This is a genomic window from Aeromonas sp. HMWF017, assembly GCF_003061465.1.
Classification (GTDB): Bacteria; Pseudomonadota; Gammaproteobacteria; order Enterobacterales; family Aeromonadaceae; genus Aeromonas; species Aeromonas veronii.
In genome coordinates this window covers 1-16284 of sequence record NZ_QAJD01000164.1, presented here as the reverse complement: position 1 = coordinate 16284, position 16284 = coordinate 1, and the positions used below count along the sequence as shown (strand labels likewise).

The window sequence follows — 16284 nt, the reverse complement described above, 5'->3', positions numbered from 1 at the left end:
TTTGAAACGGTTTGAAAAACGTCTGGTGAAAAAGCCGGATCCAGAAAAAAGGCGAGCCGGGCGGCTCGCCAAACGCTTACAACATGAGGTGCCGATCAGGCCGCCAGGATCTCGGCCAAGTCAGCCTCGGCCGTGGTGGTCCCTTTCAGACCGAACTGCTCTTCCAGCACCTTGAGCAGAGCCGGGGTGAGGAAGGCCGGGGCGGTCGGGCCGGTACGGATGTCTTTCACCCCGAGGGAGAGCAGGGTGAGCAGAATAACGATGGCTTTTTGCTCGAACCAGGAGAGCACCAGCGTCAGCGGCAGATCGTTGACACCGCACTCGAACGCTTCGGAGAGCGCCAGCGCTAACTGGATGGCGGAGTAGGCATCGTTGCACTGACCCACGTCCAGCAGACGCGGAATGCCGCCGATGTCGCCAAAGTCGAGCTTGTTGAACTTGTATTTGCCGCAGCCCAGGGTGAGCAGCAGGCTGTCGCGCGGCGCCGCCTTGGCAAACTCGGTAAAGTAGGCGCGCTCGGCCTTGTCACCGTCACAGCCACCCACCAGGAAGAAGTGGCTGATCTCTCCGGCTTTGACCTTCTCAATCACCGCGGGGGCGGCCTGCATCAGGGCGTTGCGGGCAAAGCCGATGGTGATGAAGTGCTCGAGCTCGGTGTGCTTGAAGCCTTCCAGCGCTTGGGCCTTGGCGATCACTGCGGAGAAATCATCCCCCTCCAGATGAGTGACGCCCGGCCAGCCGACGATGGAGCGGGTGAAGATGCGATCCGAGTAGTTGCCCACGTTCGGGTCGATGATGCAGTTGGAGGTCATAACCACCGCGCCCGGGAAGTTGGCAAACTCCTTCTGCTGGTTCTGCCAGGCGGAGCCGTAGTTGCCCACCAGATGGGGGTACTGCTTGAAGAAGGGGTAGGCCAGCGCGGGCAGCATCTCGCCGTGGGTGTAGACATGAATGCCGGTCCCCTTGGTCTGCTCCAGAATGAGTCTGAGATCCATCATGTCGTGGCCGGAGACCAGAATGCACTTGCCGGGAATTGGCGTGACCCTGACCTGGGTCGGCTCAGGATGGCCGAAGGTGCTGGTTTCACCCAGATCCAGCATCTCCATGATTTTGAAGTTGAGCTGACCGATCTCCATGGCGCAGCTGAACAGCCGACCCATTTCGCTCGGGTCTGTGCTGAGCCAGCTCATGATGCGATGGAATTCGGTGGCCACCTCGTCACTCTGCTGATCCAGCACCCGGGCGTGTTCCATATAGGCGGCGGCCCCCTTGAGGCCGTAGAGGCAGAGCAGACGCAGCCCCATGATGTCTTCGTTCACCTCGCTCTTGCCCCGATTGGGGGCGGCTGGTGCGGCATGGGCAAGTTGTTCCAGCAGTTCGGCACCGGGTTCGAAGTAAGCGGAGTGTGGCAAGTCGTTGACCTGCACCGCCATGGCGGTCAGACGATCGGCCAACTGCTGGCGATAAGCGAGGGCCTGATTGACGTAGGCCACGATGCGATTCGAGTCGAAGTTGACGTTGGTGAGAGTGGCGAAGAAGGCCTTGGGCACGAAGGCATCGATCTCGCGGTCTATGATGCCCTGCTCGCGGGCGGCCAGCGCCCAGGCGCTGAGTCCCTGCAGGGTATAGATCAGCACATCTTGCAGATCCGAGGTTTCCGCCGTCTTGCCGCACATGCCTTGTGCGTAGGCACAGCCGTTGCCAGCCGGGGTACGAATTGTCTGTTCACATTGCACACAAAACATCATGTCTCTCCTAATTGGACATTTCAGTTGTCTGTTTTGTGGCGATTCTATTCCCCTCGTGAAAAACTTAATAGGCATTCAATTTGCCAATTAAGGTTCCCTTGATGCAGATCAAAAACAAAAAAGCCGCCCAAACAGGGCGGCAAGCGGGTGGATAAAAGGAGAGACAACTCAGGTTTGCAACAGAACATAACAATCAGACGGATTGGGCCGTGGTCTGGTCAGGAGCTTTCGGCCCGGTACTTACTCAAGCCAGCATACGTACGCTGTAGTCGGCTTGGTTCACTATCAGGCCAGATAAGCGCGCAGCATCCAGACCAGTTTTTCCTGCTGCTGCACATAGTCGGAGAGGATGGAGGCAGTGCCCTCATCACCGGCTTCGGCGGCCTGACCCAGAATACGGCGCTGGGCGACCAGCAGTTCGCGGAAGCTATCCAGCAGGGATTCGACACAGGCGCGGCCATCGTGCAGCCCTTTTTGCTCGGGGATGGCAGAGACTTTCAGGTAGTCACTGAAGCTGTGCATGGGCACGCCATCCAGCGTCAGGATCCGCTCGGCCAGTGCATCGACTTTCAGCAGCAGGTCGTTGTAAATCTCTTCAAATTTCAGGTGCAGTTCGAAGAACTGGTTGCCACGGATATTCCAGTGGAAGCCGCGCACGTTCATGTAGAGGATCTGGTAGCTGGCCAGCAATTTGTTCAACTCGGCTGCCAGGGCTTGTGATTGAGCAGTATCAAGACCAATCGGGCTTTTCATCATTCACCTCCAGATTTGGAAATCGGTTTGAAATTCTCTTTCGGAACGCACTCAGAGTAACGCCTTGCAAAATGCAGGGACAATTGCTTGTACCTAACTGTTTGATAGTTAATGGCTATCAAACAGTACGCGGCAACGGGGTAAATGGATGAGGATTAGGGAAAGTATTTTTCCAGCAGCGCCATCAGGATGGCCTGACACTCGCGGTCCGGTTTGCTATCGACCTTGCTGGCGCGAAAGTGGAGTTGAAAGGCGCCCATGACGGCGCGGCTCTGCTCATCCCACTGGCCGCTCCGGGGTAGGCCATAGCCATAGCGGGCCAGCTGCTGCTGCCACATTGACGCATCCCAATCGGGCAAGGGACTGGCCAGTAGCTCGGCCACCCGACCTTCATCTGGCCAGGCGCCGACTCCGTACGTCAGATAGAGCTGGCGCCAGGGGAAGTGGGGGCCGGGATCCTGCTTGCGCTCGGGGGCGACATCGCTGTGGCCCAGCACCTGGGTCGGTGGAATCCGGTAGCGGGCGACCAGCTCCCGGCTGAGGGCGCCGACGGCAGCAATCTGCTGCGGGGGATAGGGTTGCCAGCGCCGCGCCTCGGGCGGTAGTGGCTCATCTTCTGCTGGATAGCCGAGGTTGACGATCTCGATGCCAAGGGAGCTGGCATTGAGCCCGGCATATTGGTGCCAGCGGCTGCGTCCCGCATGCCAGGCGCGCGCGTTGTCCGGCACCAGCTGATAGACCGGTAGCGGGGTCTCGTGGCTGTCGCGGGGGATCAGGTAGTGGGCGCTCACCTTGTGCTCCGGCTCGGTCAGCAGGCGCAAGGAATTGGCATCGTCTTCGTCGGTGTAGTGAAGGATCAGAAAGGCGATCCGCTCATTCTGGTTGGCGCTCTGATAGCGGGTAGAGAGCTGGTATTCGGACGGAGTACAACCACCCAGCAGCAGAACCAGTGGCAGAAAGAAGAGGGGAAGAAGACAGCGCCAGCGCCATCCCCCTGCCACAGTCAGTCTGCTGAGCGTGGGAGGAGTGAGTCGCTGGCACATGTCGAAGGCCCGGTCTGGTCAGTCGCGCGGCTGGTTAGCCGCGGTATTTGGCCGTGAGACCGATCAGGAAGTTGCGCAGGATCTGATCCCCGCAATCCTGATAGTGCTTGTGATCCTTGGAGCGGAACAGGGCACTGAGCTCGGACTTGGAGAGGTTGAAGTCGGCGAGCTTGAGGGTGCCGAGCATGTCCTCTTCCTTGAAGTTGAGACCGATACGCAGCTTGCGCAGGATCATGTTGTTGTTGATCCGGTTCGGGATCACCTGGGCCGGTGCATCTTCCCGCACGCCGCGGCGGGCGATGATGAAACCGTCGAGGAACTGGCTCAGGGCCGAGTCGGGACAGGCGACATAGCCTGCCTCTTGCTCTTCACCTTCCGCTGCCTCTTTCATCAACCAGCTGTGCAGCTGGGCGTGAGTGACCGTCAGGTTGCCCTTGGCAAACATCTCGACCATCTGGTCGTTGCTGATGGTGAGGGCGTAGCGCAGACGGCGCAGAATATCGTTGTTGGTCATGCTGACTCCTGTGTAAACGGCGCAACTTTACCATCTGGCGGCCCTCGCGTCAGAAAAAGCGGGGGCCGATACAGTTCAGGTCAAGCTCATCAAGCCTTGCCGAGATAGCGGGGCGCCTCCTGGCGCACCAGTTCCAGCGCATCTTGCAGCTCCAGCAGCTCGGGTTCCAGCTCGCTCACCGGCACGCCGTCACGCAGCTGTTGCTCCAGCTGGGAGAGCAGCCGTTGCAGTCCCGGCACCCCGGAATAGGCACAGCCGCCGTTGAGGCGATGGAGTTGGGCCAGCACCTCGCTATCTTCAATTTCGCCCGCCAGCGCGCTATCCAGCACAGGTTCCACCTCCTCGAAACTGGCCAGCAGCATGGTCAGCATCTCTCTGGCGAGATGCTCTTTCCCCGCCGCTTGTCGCACCGCCAGTGCCCAGTCGATTTGTTGGGCACCATTATTCTGGTGGCGGCGATGGGCAAAGTCGGTGATGAGCTGGGCCAGCATGCTCTCGTCGATGGGTTTGGCCAGATAGTCGTCCATCCCCTGCCGGATCAGCCGCTCCCGTTCGCCGGGGATGGCGTGAGCGGTCACCGCCACGATCGGGGTGGTGGTGTTGAGGGACTGGTTGCGGATCGCCTGGGTGGCGCTGATGCCATCCATGATCGGCATCTGGATATCCATGAAGATGATGTCGAACGGCTGGCTCTGGGCCTGCTTGACCGCTTCCTTGCCGTTTTTGCACACCACCACCTGACTCACCATCTCCTTGAGCATGGCGGCGATCAGCTTGAGGTTGGCTGCGTTGTCATCCACCGCCAGCACCTTGATTGGCTGCAACTGGCGCGGAGCAGGCTGAGCAGGTAGCTTCTGGCGGCTCGATTCCGGCGAGAGCAGGGCGTGCAGCAGCTTGCGGTGGTTGACCGGTTTGGAGAGACAGTGCTGGGCGCCATGGGCCAGCATAGCTTCATAGAGCGCTGGCTCGTGGCTGCTGAGCAGTACTATGGTGTTCTGCTGCTGGCCGTTCAGTCTGTCGAGACGGCCGATCACCTGCTGCGGCGTATGCAGGGTGCTGCTGCCGATGATCACCATCTCCTGCTCGCTCATCTCGGGCCAGGGATCATCGCTGGTCAGTGGGTGCACGTCGAGGTGCCACTCCGCCAACAGGGCGAGCAGAGAGGCTTGCGCGAAGGGATCCGGTTCCAGCAACCAGAGCCGTTTGCCACGGATCCGATCCAGCGGCAGTTGATCGGTCTGGGGCAGGGGTGAGACCTCCACATCCAGACTGAAGGAGAAGATGGATCCCTTGCCGAGCTCCGATTCGAAGCGGATCTGGCCGCCCATCTGCTGCACCAGCTTCTGGGTGATGACGAGGCCCAGGCCCGTGCCGCCATAACGGCGGGAGATGGAGGAGTCGGCCTGATTGAAGGCCTGGAACAGCTGATGTTGCTGCTCTTGGGAGATACCGATGCCGGTATCGCGGATCTGGACGTTGAGCCTCACCTTGTGGTTGCCACTGCCGGTCTGCTCGATATGGACATCCACGTTGCCCTGTTCGGTGAACTTGATGGCGTTGCCGGTGAGGTTGGTCAGCACCTGTTGCAGACGCATGGGGTCGCCGGTGAGGTAGTCCGGCACATCGGCATCCACCCGCAGGGAGAGCTCCAGCTGCTTGTCGTGGGCGCTGGGGCCGAGCAGGTGCATGGTCTCGTTGAGGGTGTCGCGCAGGCTGAACGGGATATGCTCCAGCTGCAGCTTGCCCGCTTCCAACTTCGAGAAGTCGAGGATGTCGTTGATGATGCCAAGCAGGTTGCGCGCCGACTTCTCGATAGTCTGCATATAGTCGGTCTGGCTCGGGGTCAGGCTGGTTTTCAGCAGCTGGCGGGTAAAACCGATGACCCCGTTGAGCGGGGTACGCAGCTCGTGGGACATGTTGGCCAGAAACTCCGACTTGACCCGCGCCGCCTCCTGCGCCCGCTTCTTGGCCATGTCGAGTTCGACGTTCTGGATCTCGATCTGCTCCAGGGTTTCGCGCAGGTCAGAGGTGGCCTGATCGATATTCTGCTGCATCTCTTCGTGATATTCGGAGAGCGCCTTGGCCATGGCGTTGATGCCGTTTTTCAGCATATCCAGCTCGCCGGTGAGCTGGCCGCTGACCCGGGTATCGAGCCGCCCCTCCCTGATCTTGTGCACCGCCTGCACCATGTTGGTGATGGGCTGGGTCACGCTCTTGACCAGACGGAAGCCAAACAGGGTGCTGAAGGCCACCCCGATGAGCACCATGATCACCGCAAAGAAGGTATCGCGGTACTGCAGCAGCATGGCCCGATCGGTCGCCATCTGCATCGAGATGTAGCCGATCATCGGCGGCTCCACATCGCTGGGCAGCGGGAAGCCATCCAGACTGGTTTCAGCCTGGATCGGGGTGCGCAAAATGATGTCGTCCCCCTGAAACGTTACGCTGGTCAGATCCGGAATAGGCTCGCCATCGGGCAGCCTGAGCCGGGTGAAATCCCGGTGATAGTTCGAGGTGACGAACAGCTGGTTGTCCTGGGTGAAGACAGCGATGGACTTGATGAAGGGGGAGTTCTTGCGGTGGGTCAGGCCAATCAGCCGCTTGAGGGATTCGCGACTGTGCTGGGTCATCCCGTATTCACTGGCGATCGCCAGCGGTTCGATGATGTTGATCCCCTGATCAATGAGGTTGTTTTCCAGCTGCTGGTAGCGGTGGAAGGTGAAGTAACCGGCCATCAGGCCACCGATGATCAGGGTCGGCAGGATGGTGAAGGCGAGAACGCGTGCTCTCAGGCCATATTTGGTCATACGAACAGGCCACCAGTGAACAGGGTTGGCGATAGGGTTGATGGCAATACACGGGCTCTGTGGCCGTATTTGGTCATACTATTATTCTTGTGGGACAATACCCGGCAGCAGATTCCACAATCATGACATAGCCACCTATAGGCACCAAGTTTTATGGCCCAGTTTTTCAAGCCCCAAAAGAAGTCCACCCAGCTCCAACGCATTGAATTTACGATAGACACCCTCGATCACCACTGCGTCGGTATCGGTCGCCATCAGGGCAAGGCGATCTTCGTCGAAGGGGCACTGCCCGGCGAGACCGTCAAGGCACGCATCACCGAAGAGAAAAAGCAGTATGGTCACGCCGCCTTGCAACAGGTGGTGACCCCGGCGGCCAATCGTATCGCCCCCTTTTGCAGCCACTATCGCGAGTGCGGCGGTTGCAGTGTCCAGCACATGTCGGTTGCCGATCAGCAAGCCGCCAAGGCCGCGGGACTGGTCAGCCTGTTCGAGCGGTTGGGCAACATCAAGGCGCCGGCGCTGGAGCCGGTACTGACCGGTGAAGATCGCGCCTACCGCCGGGTCTGTCGTCTGGCCATCAAATTTGACAAGAACGGTCGCTGCACCCGGGTCGGTTTCCGCCGTCGCAACAGCAACGATCTGGTGGAGATCGACAGTTGCCCTGTGCTGGCCGAGCCGCTCTCTGCGCTGATTGCCCCGCTGCGTGAGTGCCTCAATCGCCTCAAGAGCCAGCGCGAGCTGGGCCATGCGGAGCTAATCCAAGCCGAGCAGGGGATCATGATGCTGCTGCGCCATACTGGCCGCCCCAATGAGGCGGATCGTGCCCTGCTGGTGGAGTTTGCAAAAGCGCAGGGGATCGACCTCTATCTGCAGGCGGCCGATGATCGCATCGAAGCGCTGCAGCAACATTTTTCCCCATCCTACTCGCTGGATGGCCTGTCTCTTGCATTTGCTCCCGGTGATTTCATTCAGGTCAACGGCCCCATCAACCAGAACATGGTGGGGCAGGCGCTGACATGGCTCGGGGCGAGCAAGGATGACAAGGTGCTCGATCTCTTCTGCGGTATCGGCAACTTCACCCTGCCGCTGGCCAGTCAGGCTCGCGAAGTGGTGGGTGTCGAAGGTGAACTGGCCATGGTGCAGCGGGCCGAAGAGAACGCCCGTCGCAACGGCATCACCAATGCCCGTTTCTACAAGGCCGACCTGAGCGATGACATCGTCGGCATGTCCTGGGCGCGGGAAGGGTTCGATCTGGTGCTGCTGGATCCGGCGCGCCCCGGCGCGCTGGAAGTGATGGGACACGTCGTGAAACTTTCACCCAAGCGGGTGGTCTACGTCTCCTGTAACCCGGTCACCCTGGCGCGAGACAGTCAGGTGCTGGTGAAAGGGGGTTACCGTCTGGTGCGCCTCGGCATGCTCGACATGTTCCCTCACACCGGTCATCTGGAGTCCATGGCGCTGTTTGAACGGGAGTAAATGACTCATCAGTTCGGCGATGCGGATATGTAATCTGGCGTGTCTGCGTCTGTTTGAGCTGATGTGATTGGGGTAATCTAGACCCTCGTCGTTCGGCAGGGCCTGTTGGCGCGCTCTATTGTCTTTCTGGACAATATGCCTTGAAAAGTGCGCTGGATATCCCCATTTGAGGCAATCTCATGAGGGGAGAAAGTGACAGCTTTCGGCCCGATAATTTAAAGGATTGATACCATGGTTGCGGTTCGCGATATTCATTTGAAAGACAACTTCACCCTGGAAGAGTGGGTCAGCTCGCTCTCCTTGAGTGACAGTGAAAAGGATCAGTTGCGAACCGTCTATCAGTATTGTCTGACGCTCGGTGACGAGGCGCTGACCAGCAAGCTGCTGGTGCGTGGCATCGAAATGGTGGGCATCCTGCAGATGCTCAGCATGGATATCGGCACCCTCAAAGCGGCCATCATCTACCCCTTCGTCGAAGCCGGTCTCATCAGCCAGGAGCGGATGGACGAGGATTTCGGCTCCAAGATCGCCAAGCTGGTGGAAGGGGTGCTGGAGATGGAAGCCATCCGCTCCCTGCAGACCCTCCATCGCAGCGAAACCTCGCCGGAGCAGGTCGACAATGTGCGTCGCATGTTGCTCGCCATGGTCGAGGATGTGCGCGCCGTGGTGATCAAGCTGGCGGAGCGGATCGCCTGCCTGCGGGAAGCGAAGACGGCAGATGAAGAGACCCGGGTGCTGATGGCCCAGGAGATCACCAATATCTATGCGCCGCTCGCCAACCGTCTGGGCATCGGCCAGCTCAAGTGGGAGCTGGAAGATCTCGCCTTCCGTTACCTGCACCCGGATACCTACAAACAGATCGCCAAGCAGCTCGACGAGAAGCGGCTCGACCGCGAGCGCTATATCCGCGAGTTTGTGCAATCCCTGCGTAATGGGTTGAAAGAGGCGGGAGTTGACGCCGAGGTGTACGGTCGGCCGAAACACATCTACAGCATCTGGCGCAAGATGCAGAAGAAGCACCTCGAATTCAACGAGTTGTTCGACGTGCGCGCGGTGCGGGTAGTGACCAAGCGGTTGCAGGATTGCTATGCAGCGCTCGGCATAGTCCACACCCAGTTCCACCACATTCCCCGCGAGTTTGACGACTATGTCGCCAACCCCAAACCCAACGGCTATCAGTCGATCCACACCGTCGTGGTGGGGCCGGAGGGCAAGACTGTCGAGATCCAGATCCGTACCGACCAGATGCATCAGGATGCCGAACTCGGCGTCGCGGCGCACTGGCGCTACAAGGAAGGGGCACAGGCAGGCGGCAAGGCCAACACCTTCGAAGACAAGATCGAGTGGCTGCGCAAGCTGCTCGCCTGGCAGGAGGATCTCTCCGAGAGCGGCTCCCTGCTGGAAGATCTGCGCAGTCAGGTGTTCGAGGACAGAGTCTACGTCTTCACCCCGAAAGGGGATGTCATCGACCTGCCGGCAGGCGCCACCCCGCTCGATTTTGCCTATCACGTCCACAGCATGATCGGCCACCGCTGCATCGGCGCCAAGATTGATGGTCGCATCGTGCCGTTCACCTACGCGCTGCAGACCGGCGATCAGGTGGAGGTGATCACCCAGAAAGAGCCGAACCCGAGCCGCGACTGGATGAACCCCAACGCCGGCTTCCTGCGCTCCAGCCGGGCGCGGGCCAAGGTGGCGACCTGGTTCAGAAAACTGGATCGGGACAAGAATATCGTGGCCGGTCGCGAGCTGTTCGAGAAGGAGCTGGATCGCCACAACCTCAGCATGTCCAAGATCGACAAGGGCAACATGCTGCGCCGCTTCAATCTGGAGAGCACCGACGATCTGCTGGCCGGTATCGGCAGCGGCGATATCCGCATCAACCAAGTGCTCAACTATCTCGACACCTGCTACAACAAGCCGACGGCGGAAGAGGAAGATCGCCGATTGCTGGAGAAGCTGGAGCAGAAGGCCAATGCGCCGATGCGCCACAAGCCCAAAGACCACATAGTGGTGGAAGGGGTTGGCAACCTGATGACCCATATCGCCCGCTGCTGTCAGCCCATTCCGGGGGACTCCATTCAGGGCTTTATCACCATGGGGCGCGGCGTATCCATTCACCGGGAAGATTGCGAGCAGCTCAAGGAGCTGTCACGGCGCAACCCGGAGCGGCTGATCGATGCGGTGTGGGGGGAGAACTACTCCGGCGGCTATGGCCTCACCATCCGGATCATCTCCAACGATCGCTCCGGCCTGCTGCGCGATATCACCACAGTGCTGGCCAACGAGAAGATCAATGTGATGGGGGTGCGCTCACGCTCCAACGTGCGCGAGCAGACCGCCGAGATCGACATGGAGCTGGAGATTTACAACATCAACGCCTTCAACCGGGCGTTGGCCAAGCTCAGTCAGCTCAACGACGTGATCAGCGCCAAGCGGCTTTGATAGCGAACCGACCGGCCCCAGTGGCCGGTCTGCATTTACGACCCTTTTTGAACGAATCAACAAGCGAATATCCCATGTCCCAACGTTACGATCTGCCCCAACTGCTCGACATCATGGCTCGCCTGCGCGATCCGCAAAACGGCTGCCCCTGGGATCTGAAACAGGACTTCCAGACCATAGTGCCGCACACCCTGGAAGAGGCCTACGAAGTGGCCGATGCCATCGAGACCGAGGATTGGCAAGGGCTGAAAGGGGAGTTGGGTGACCTGCTGTTTCAGGTGGTGTTCTATGCCCAGCTGGGTAAAGAGCGCGGCTTGTTCGACTTCGTCGATATCGTCGATACGGTGAGCGAAAAGCTCATTCGCCGTCATCCCCACGTTTTTTCCGATGCAGACCTTGGCGACGAGAAAGCGGTAAAAGCGAACTGGGAAGCGGAAAAGGCCAAAGAGCGGGCGGCCCTCGACAAAGAGAGCGTGCTGGACGACATCCCGCTCTCGCTGCCTGCCCTGACCCGCGCCGCCAAAATTCAGAAACGCTGCGCCACCGTCGGTTTTGACTGGAAGACGCTGGGGCCTGTGGTGGACAAGATCCACGAAGAGATCGACGAGGTGATGGAAGAGGCGCTGATGGCCGATGTGGACGAGGCGCGGGTGAGCGACGAGCTCGGCGACTTGCTGTTTGCCACCGTCAATCTGGTGCGTCATCTGGGCAAGGATCCGGAGCAGGTGCTGCGCGGCGCCAACGCCAAGTTCGAACGTCGTTTTCGTCAGGTTGAGCAGATAATCGCCGCAGAAGGCTTGAAAATGACCGATTGCACCCTCGAAAAGCTCGATGCCGCCTGGGATAAGGCGAAGGAAACCGAGCAAAGTTGATTTGGCGCAAGATGGGGGGGCGGTGAGCCTGATAGATTTTTGCTCATTGTTTGGGAGAGGGGTTTTTGGTATACTGTTTCCCCGTCCTGCTTCATCCCCGAAGCACCCCTTAAAATTCCCTAAACTTCTTTCAGGTTCAGCATGACGACCAAATATATTTTTGTTACTGGTGGCGTTGTTTCATCCCTCGGCAAAGGCATTGCCGCAGCTTCTCTGGCAGCCATTCTGGAAGCCCGTGGTCTGGATGTGACCATCATGAAACTGGACCCGTACATCAACGTGGATCCGGGCACCATGAGCCCGACCCAGCATGGTGAAGTGTTCGTAACCGAGGACGGGGCCGAAACCGATCTGGATTTGGGCCACTACGAGCGTTTCATCCGCACCAAGATGACCCGTCGCAACAACTTTACCACCGGCCGTATCTACGCCGACGTACTGCGTAAAGAGCGTCGTGGTGACTATCTGGGCGCCACCATTCAGGTTATCCCGCACATCACCAACGCCATCAAGGAGCGTGTGATTGCCGGTGCCGAAGGCCATCAGGTTGCCATCGTCGAAGTGGGCGGTACCGTAGGTGACATCGAGTCCCTGCCGTTCCTCGAGGCCATTCGTCAGCTGGCTGCCGAAGTGGGCCGCAACAATGCAATGTTCATGCACCTGACGCTGGTTCCTTACTTGGCTGCTGCCGGTGAAGTGAAGACCAAGCCGACCCAGCACTCCGTGAAAGAGCTGCTCTCCATCGGTATCCAGCCGGATGTGCTGATCTGCCGCTCCGACCGTGCCATTCCGGCCAACGAGCGCGCCAAGATTGCCCTGTTCTGCAACGTGCCCGAGCGCGCCGTCATCTCCATGAAAGACGTCGACTCTATCTACAAGATCCCGGCACTGCTGAAATCCCAGAACCTGGACTCCTACTTCACCGAGCGTTTCGGTCTGGAGTGCAAAGAAGCTGATTTGTCCGAGTGGGAACAGGTTATCTACGAAGAGGCCAACCCGACTGGTGAAGTAACCATCGGTATGGTCGGCAAGTACGTCTCCCTGCCGGACGCTTACAAGTCCGTCAACGAGGCGCTCAAGCACGGTGGTCTCAAGACCCGTCACTCCGTCAACATCAAGTACATCGACTCTCAGGATATCGAGACCCGTGGCGCCGAGCTGCTGGAAGGTCTGGACGCGATCCTGGTGCCGGGTGGCTTCGGTGAGCGCGGTGTGGAAGGCAAAATTCTGGCTGCCCAGTATGCCCGCGAGAACAAGATCCCCTACCTGGGTATCTGCCTCGGCATGCAGGTTGCCATGATCGAATTCGCTCGCAACGTGGCGGGCATGGAAGGGGCTCACTCCTCCGAATTCAAGAAAGATTGCGCCTATCCGGTTGTCGGCCTCATCACCGAGTGGGTGGATGAAGAAGGTAACGTCGAGACCCGTACCGAGAAGTCTGATCTGGGCGGTACCATGCGTCTGGGTTCCCAGCTCTGCCACTTGGTCGAAGATTCCAAAGTGCGTCAGATGTACGGCAGCCCGACCATTTACGAGCGTCACCGTCACCGTTACGAAGTCAACAACAAGCTGCTGCCGCAGATTGAAGCGGCAGGTCTGAAAGTGACCGGTCTCTCCGCCGACAAGAAGTTGGTGGAAATCATCGAGATCCCGGATCACCCCTGGTTCGTGGCTGCGCAGTTCCACCCGGAGTTCACCTCTACTCCTCGTGATGGCCACGCTCTGTTCGCCGGTTTTGTGAAGGCGGCAGGCGAGTATCAGAAGCGTAATTTGAAGTAATTGAAAATAAATGCGGTTGGGGCACTGTGCCACAGCCGCTTTTTTTGGCATATTTTTGTTGTTTTTTTACGAAACCTGAGGAAATACACATGTCCAAGATCGTTAAAGTGATCGGTCGTGAAATCATCGACTCCCGTGGTAACCCGACCGTTGAGGCCGAAGTTCACCTGGAAGGTGGTTTTGTTGGTATGGCAGCCGCTCCGTCTGGCGCGTCCACCGGTTCCCGCGAAGCGCTGGAACTGCGTGACGGCGACAAGAGCCGTTTCCTGGGTAAAGGCGTGCTGAAAGCCATCGAAGCCGTAAACGGCCCGATCGCTCAAGCTCTGCTGGGTAAAGATGCCAAGGACCAGGCCACTGTCGACCAGATCATGATCGACCTCGACGGTACCGAGAACAAATCCAAGTTCGGCGCCAACGCCATCCTGGCTGTTTCCCTGGCTAACGCCAAAGCTGCCGCTGCTGCCAAAGGTATGCCGCTGTACGCCCACATCGCCGAGCTGAACGGCACCCCGGGTGTTTACTCCATGCCGCTGCCGATGATGAACATCATCAACGGTGGTGAGCACGCCGACAACAACGTCGACATCCAGGAGTTCATGATCCAGCCGGTTGGCGCCAAGACCCTGAAAGAAGCCGTTCGCATGGGCGCAGAAGTGTTCCACAACCTGGCCAAAGTGCTGAAGTCCAAGGGCTACAACACTGCAGTTGGTGACGAAGGTGGTTTCGCTCCGAACCTGAAATCCAACGCCGAAGCGCTGGAAGTTATCGCTGAAGCCGTTGCCGCTGCCGGTTACAAACTGGGCACCGACATCACCCTGGCTATGGACTGCGCTGCTTCCGAGTTCTACGACGCAGAGAAGAAAGAGTACAACCTGAAAGGCGAAGGTCGTGTCTTCACCTCCAACGGTTTCTCCGACTTCCTGGCTGACCTGACCACCAAGTTCCCGATCGTCTCCATCGAAGATGGCCTGGACGAATCTGACTGGGAAGGTTTCGCCTACCAGACTGCTGAACTGGGCAAGAAAATCCAGATCGTGGGTGACGACCTGTTCGTAACCAACACCAAGATCCTGAAGCGCGGTATCGACAACGGCATCGCCAACTCCATCCTGATCAAGTTCAACCAGATCGGTTCCCTGACCGAAACTCTGGCTGCCATCAAGATGGCCAAAGACGCTGGCTACACTGCCGTCATCTCCCACCGCTCCGGTGAGACCGAAGACGCGACCATCGCCGACCTGGCTGTTGGTACCGCTGCTGGCCAGATCAAGACCGGTTCCATGAGCCGTTCTGACCGTGTTGCCAAGTACAACCAGCTGATCCGTATCGAAGAAGCTCTGGGTGCCAAAGCTCCTTTCCGCGGTCTGAAAGAAGTTAAAAACCAGGCTTAATTTGCTGGTTTGCCAGCCTCGGCTGGAATGAAAAAAACCGGAACCCTTGGGTTCCGGTTTTTTTATGCCTGCTGTTCAAGCCAGCGTTGCAGATGCTGCACAAACAGCGCGGGCTGCTCGATGGGGTAGAGGTGCCCGGCGTGTGGCACCTGCAAGCGCTCGCAGGCGGGAATGGCGTTGCCAATAGCCTCACAGACCAGCGCAAACAGCGCTCTGGTATCTGTGCCCTGCACGATGCAGGTGGGCATGTTGAGCATGGCAAGGCGCCCGGGTGACCAATCTGGCCGCTCGCTTTGGTTCAACTGTTTGGGCAGACTATCGGCTTCTGCCAATTGCGCCTGCTGCCACTTGAGGGGCTGTGCAGCAAAATAGCCTGCATGACCACCCGAACCATCGATCAGGGTCGCCACGGCCTCTTGCAACAAGCCTTCCCCAACCTGGCCAAACACGGGGCCAAACATGGCTCCGGCATCGGCCATAAAGGCAGCGATCCCCTGTTCATCGAGGGCACCCGGGCAGCCCGGCTCAACCAGATAGAGGCTTATGAATTGCTCCGGAGCCATCAGGGCAGCGGTCAGGGCAACATCCGCCCCGTATGACCAGCCCGCCAGATGTACTGGCCCGCACGGCAATTGTTCCAGCAGGGCAAGCAGATCGCTGGCGTGGCTCTCCAGACCAAATGGCCCGTTTTTGCCCGCCTCGCCAAAGTGGCGCAGAGTGGGAGCATAGACGGTGTAGTGACGTGAGAGCTGCTCGATATGTTCGAGCCAGAGGGTATGGTTGGCCAGTGCGCCATGGATCAGCAGCAACGGCTCGCCCGAACCGGCCTGCAGGCAAGGCAGCGGGCTGTCATTGACGATATAGGTGTGAGTCTGTGATTGCATATCAACGCCTCCCCGGCGTGTCATAAGAGCACAAGAGTATATGACAAGCGCCCTGTGGCCGGTAAGTAGGCTCTTTCAGGTTGGCGATAGCCACTATAAGCAAAAGTTGTGTCATTATCGGAAAACCCATAAATCCAGCTTATAGTGGCATCGGCAAGCCTTGGGTTGCCCCAGGGGGGGCGATATCAACCCCGCAAGGGTATCTTCCGATCCTTTCTTGTTTAGTAGTGGGGTTATTCGTGATTTTTAAAATAAGCTACGTTATTCGAACCTACAATCTATTTGTTTAGCACGTTCATGGCTATCTCGTTACGTTGCATAAATCCAATACCATCATTGAGTAATTTCTGATGGATGTCTTTTTTTACTGATAAGACCTCACCATTTTCAATGGTAAAATAATTGATGTATTTTTTATTTATTAGCTCAGCTGTACTTTTACTAAAACCATTCTGTATCATGGATATAGTTGTTTCATTCGTTGTTCCGTATTTCAAAAGTTTGTAATAGTTTTCATCTATTAATTCACTATCGAAGAGGATATCTATATATCTGAAAATATTGTAATCAAC

12 protein-coding genes are annotated in these 16284 nt (G+C 58.2%); 5 read left to right on the top strand and 7 right to left on the bottom strand.

All coding sequences use genetic code 11. The annotated features are described in order from the left end of the window. Nucleotides 1–95: 95 nt before the first annotated feature. The 5 genes from hcp to barA all read right to left on the bottom strand — a co-directional run bounded on the left by hcp (nt 96) and on the right by barA (nt 6865). Entirely contained in the window at nt 96–1745 is a 1650-nt protein-coding gene (gene hcp / locus DBR30_RS18140; protein ID WP_108541774.1) for a hydroxylamine reductase, read from the bottom strand. 288 nt (nt 1746–2033) lie between these two features. Next, on the bottom strand, nt 2034–2501 hold the full coding sequence (locus DBR30_RS18135) for a Dps family protein (protein ID WP_005362843.1): 468 nt from the start codon (nt 2499–2501) through the stop codon (nt 2034–2036). A gap of 155 nt (nt 2502–2656) precedes the next feature. Further along, nucleotides 2657–3544 (bottom strand): N-acetylmuramoyl-L-alanine amidase, encoded by an 888-nt coding sequence (locus DBR30_RS18130; protein ID WP_108541773.1) that lies wholly within the window; start codon nt 3542–3544, stop codon nt 2657–2659. Between the two features lie 34 nt (nt 3545–3578). Further along, on the bottom strand, nt 3579–4058 hold the full coding sequence (locus tag DBR30_RS18125; protein ID WP_005335594.1) for a DUF1456 family protein: 480 nt from the start codon (nt 4056–4058) through the stop codon (nt 3579–3581). A gap of 89 nt (nt 4059–4147) precedes the next feature. Continuing rightward, on the bottom strand, nt 4148–6865 hold the full coding sequence (barA, locus tag DBR30_RS18120) for a two-component sensor histidine kinase BarA (RefSeq protein WP_108541772.1): 2718 nt from the start codon (nt 6863–6865) through the stop codon (nt 4148–4150). Nucleotides 6866–7018: 153 nt separating this feature from the next. On the opposite strand from barA, the gene rlmD reads away from it, so the two are divergent. From rlmD to eno, 5 genes are all read left to right on the top strand, one after another. Beyond that, nucleotides 7019–8341 (top strand): 23S rRNA (uracil(1939)-C(5))-methyltransferase RlmD, encoded by a 1323-nt coding sequence (gene rlmD / locus DBR30_RS18115; protein WP_108541771.1) that lies wholly within the window; start codon nt 7019–7021, stop codon nt 8339–8341. Between the two features lie 231 nt (nt 8342–8572). After that, nucleotides 8573–10786, top strand: a complete 2214-nt coding sequence (gene relA / locus DBR30_RS18110; protein WP_005335588.1) for a GTP diphosphokinase — start codon at nt 8573–8575, stop codon at nt 10784–10786. 74 nt (nt 10787–10860) lie between these two features. Then, complete coding sequence (gene mazG / locus DBR30_RS18105) at nt 10861–11658, top strand: nucleoside triphosphate pyrophosphohydrolase (protein WP_108541770.1); 798 nt, start codon at nt 10861–10863, stop codon at nt 11656–11658. A 141-nt stretch (nt 11659–11799) separates the two neighbouring features. Next, entirely contained in the window at nt 11800–13437 is a 1638-nt protein-coding gene (gene pyrG / locus DBR30_RS18100) for a glutamine hydrolyzing CTP synthase (RefSeq protein WP_005335584.1), read from the top strand. An 89-nt stretch (nt 13438–13526) separates the two neighbouring features. Beyond that, complete coding sequence (gene eno, locus DBR30_RS18095) at nt 13527–14828, top strand: phosphopyruvate hydratase (protein WP_005335583.1); 1302 nt, start codon at nt 13527–13529, stop codon at nt 14826–14828. Nucleotides 14829–14890: 62 nt separating this feature from the next. Here eno and DBR30_RS18090 read toward each other — a convergent pair whose 3' ends face one another. Beyond that, nucleotides 14891–15712: an alpha/beta fold hydrolase gene (locus DBR30_RS18090; protein WP_108541769.1), complete on the bottom strand. Its 822-nt coding sequence runs from the start codon at nt 15710–15712 to the stop codon at nt 14891–14893. A 278-nt stretch (nt 15713–15990) separates the two neighbouring features. Beyond that, nucleotides 15991–16284, bottom strand: a 294-nt coding sequence (locus DBR30_RS21400; protein ID WP_219927580.1) for a hypothetical protein, incomplete at its 5' end; no start/stop codon positions are given.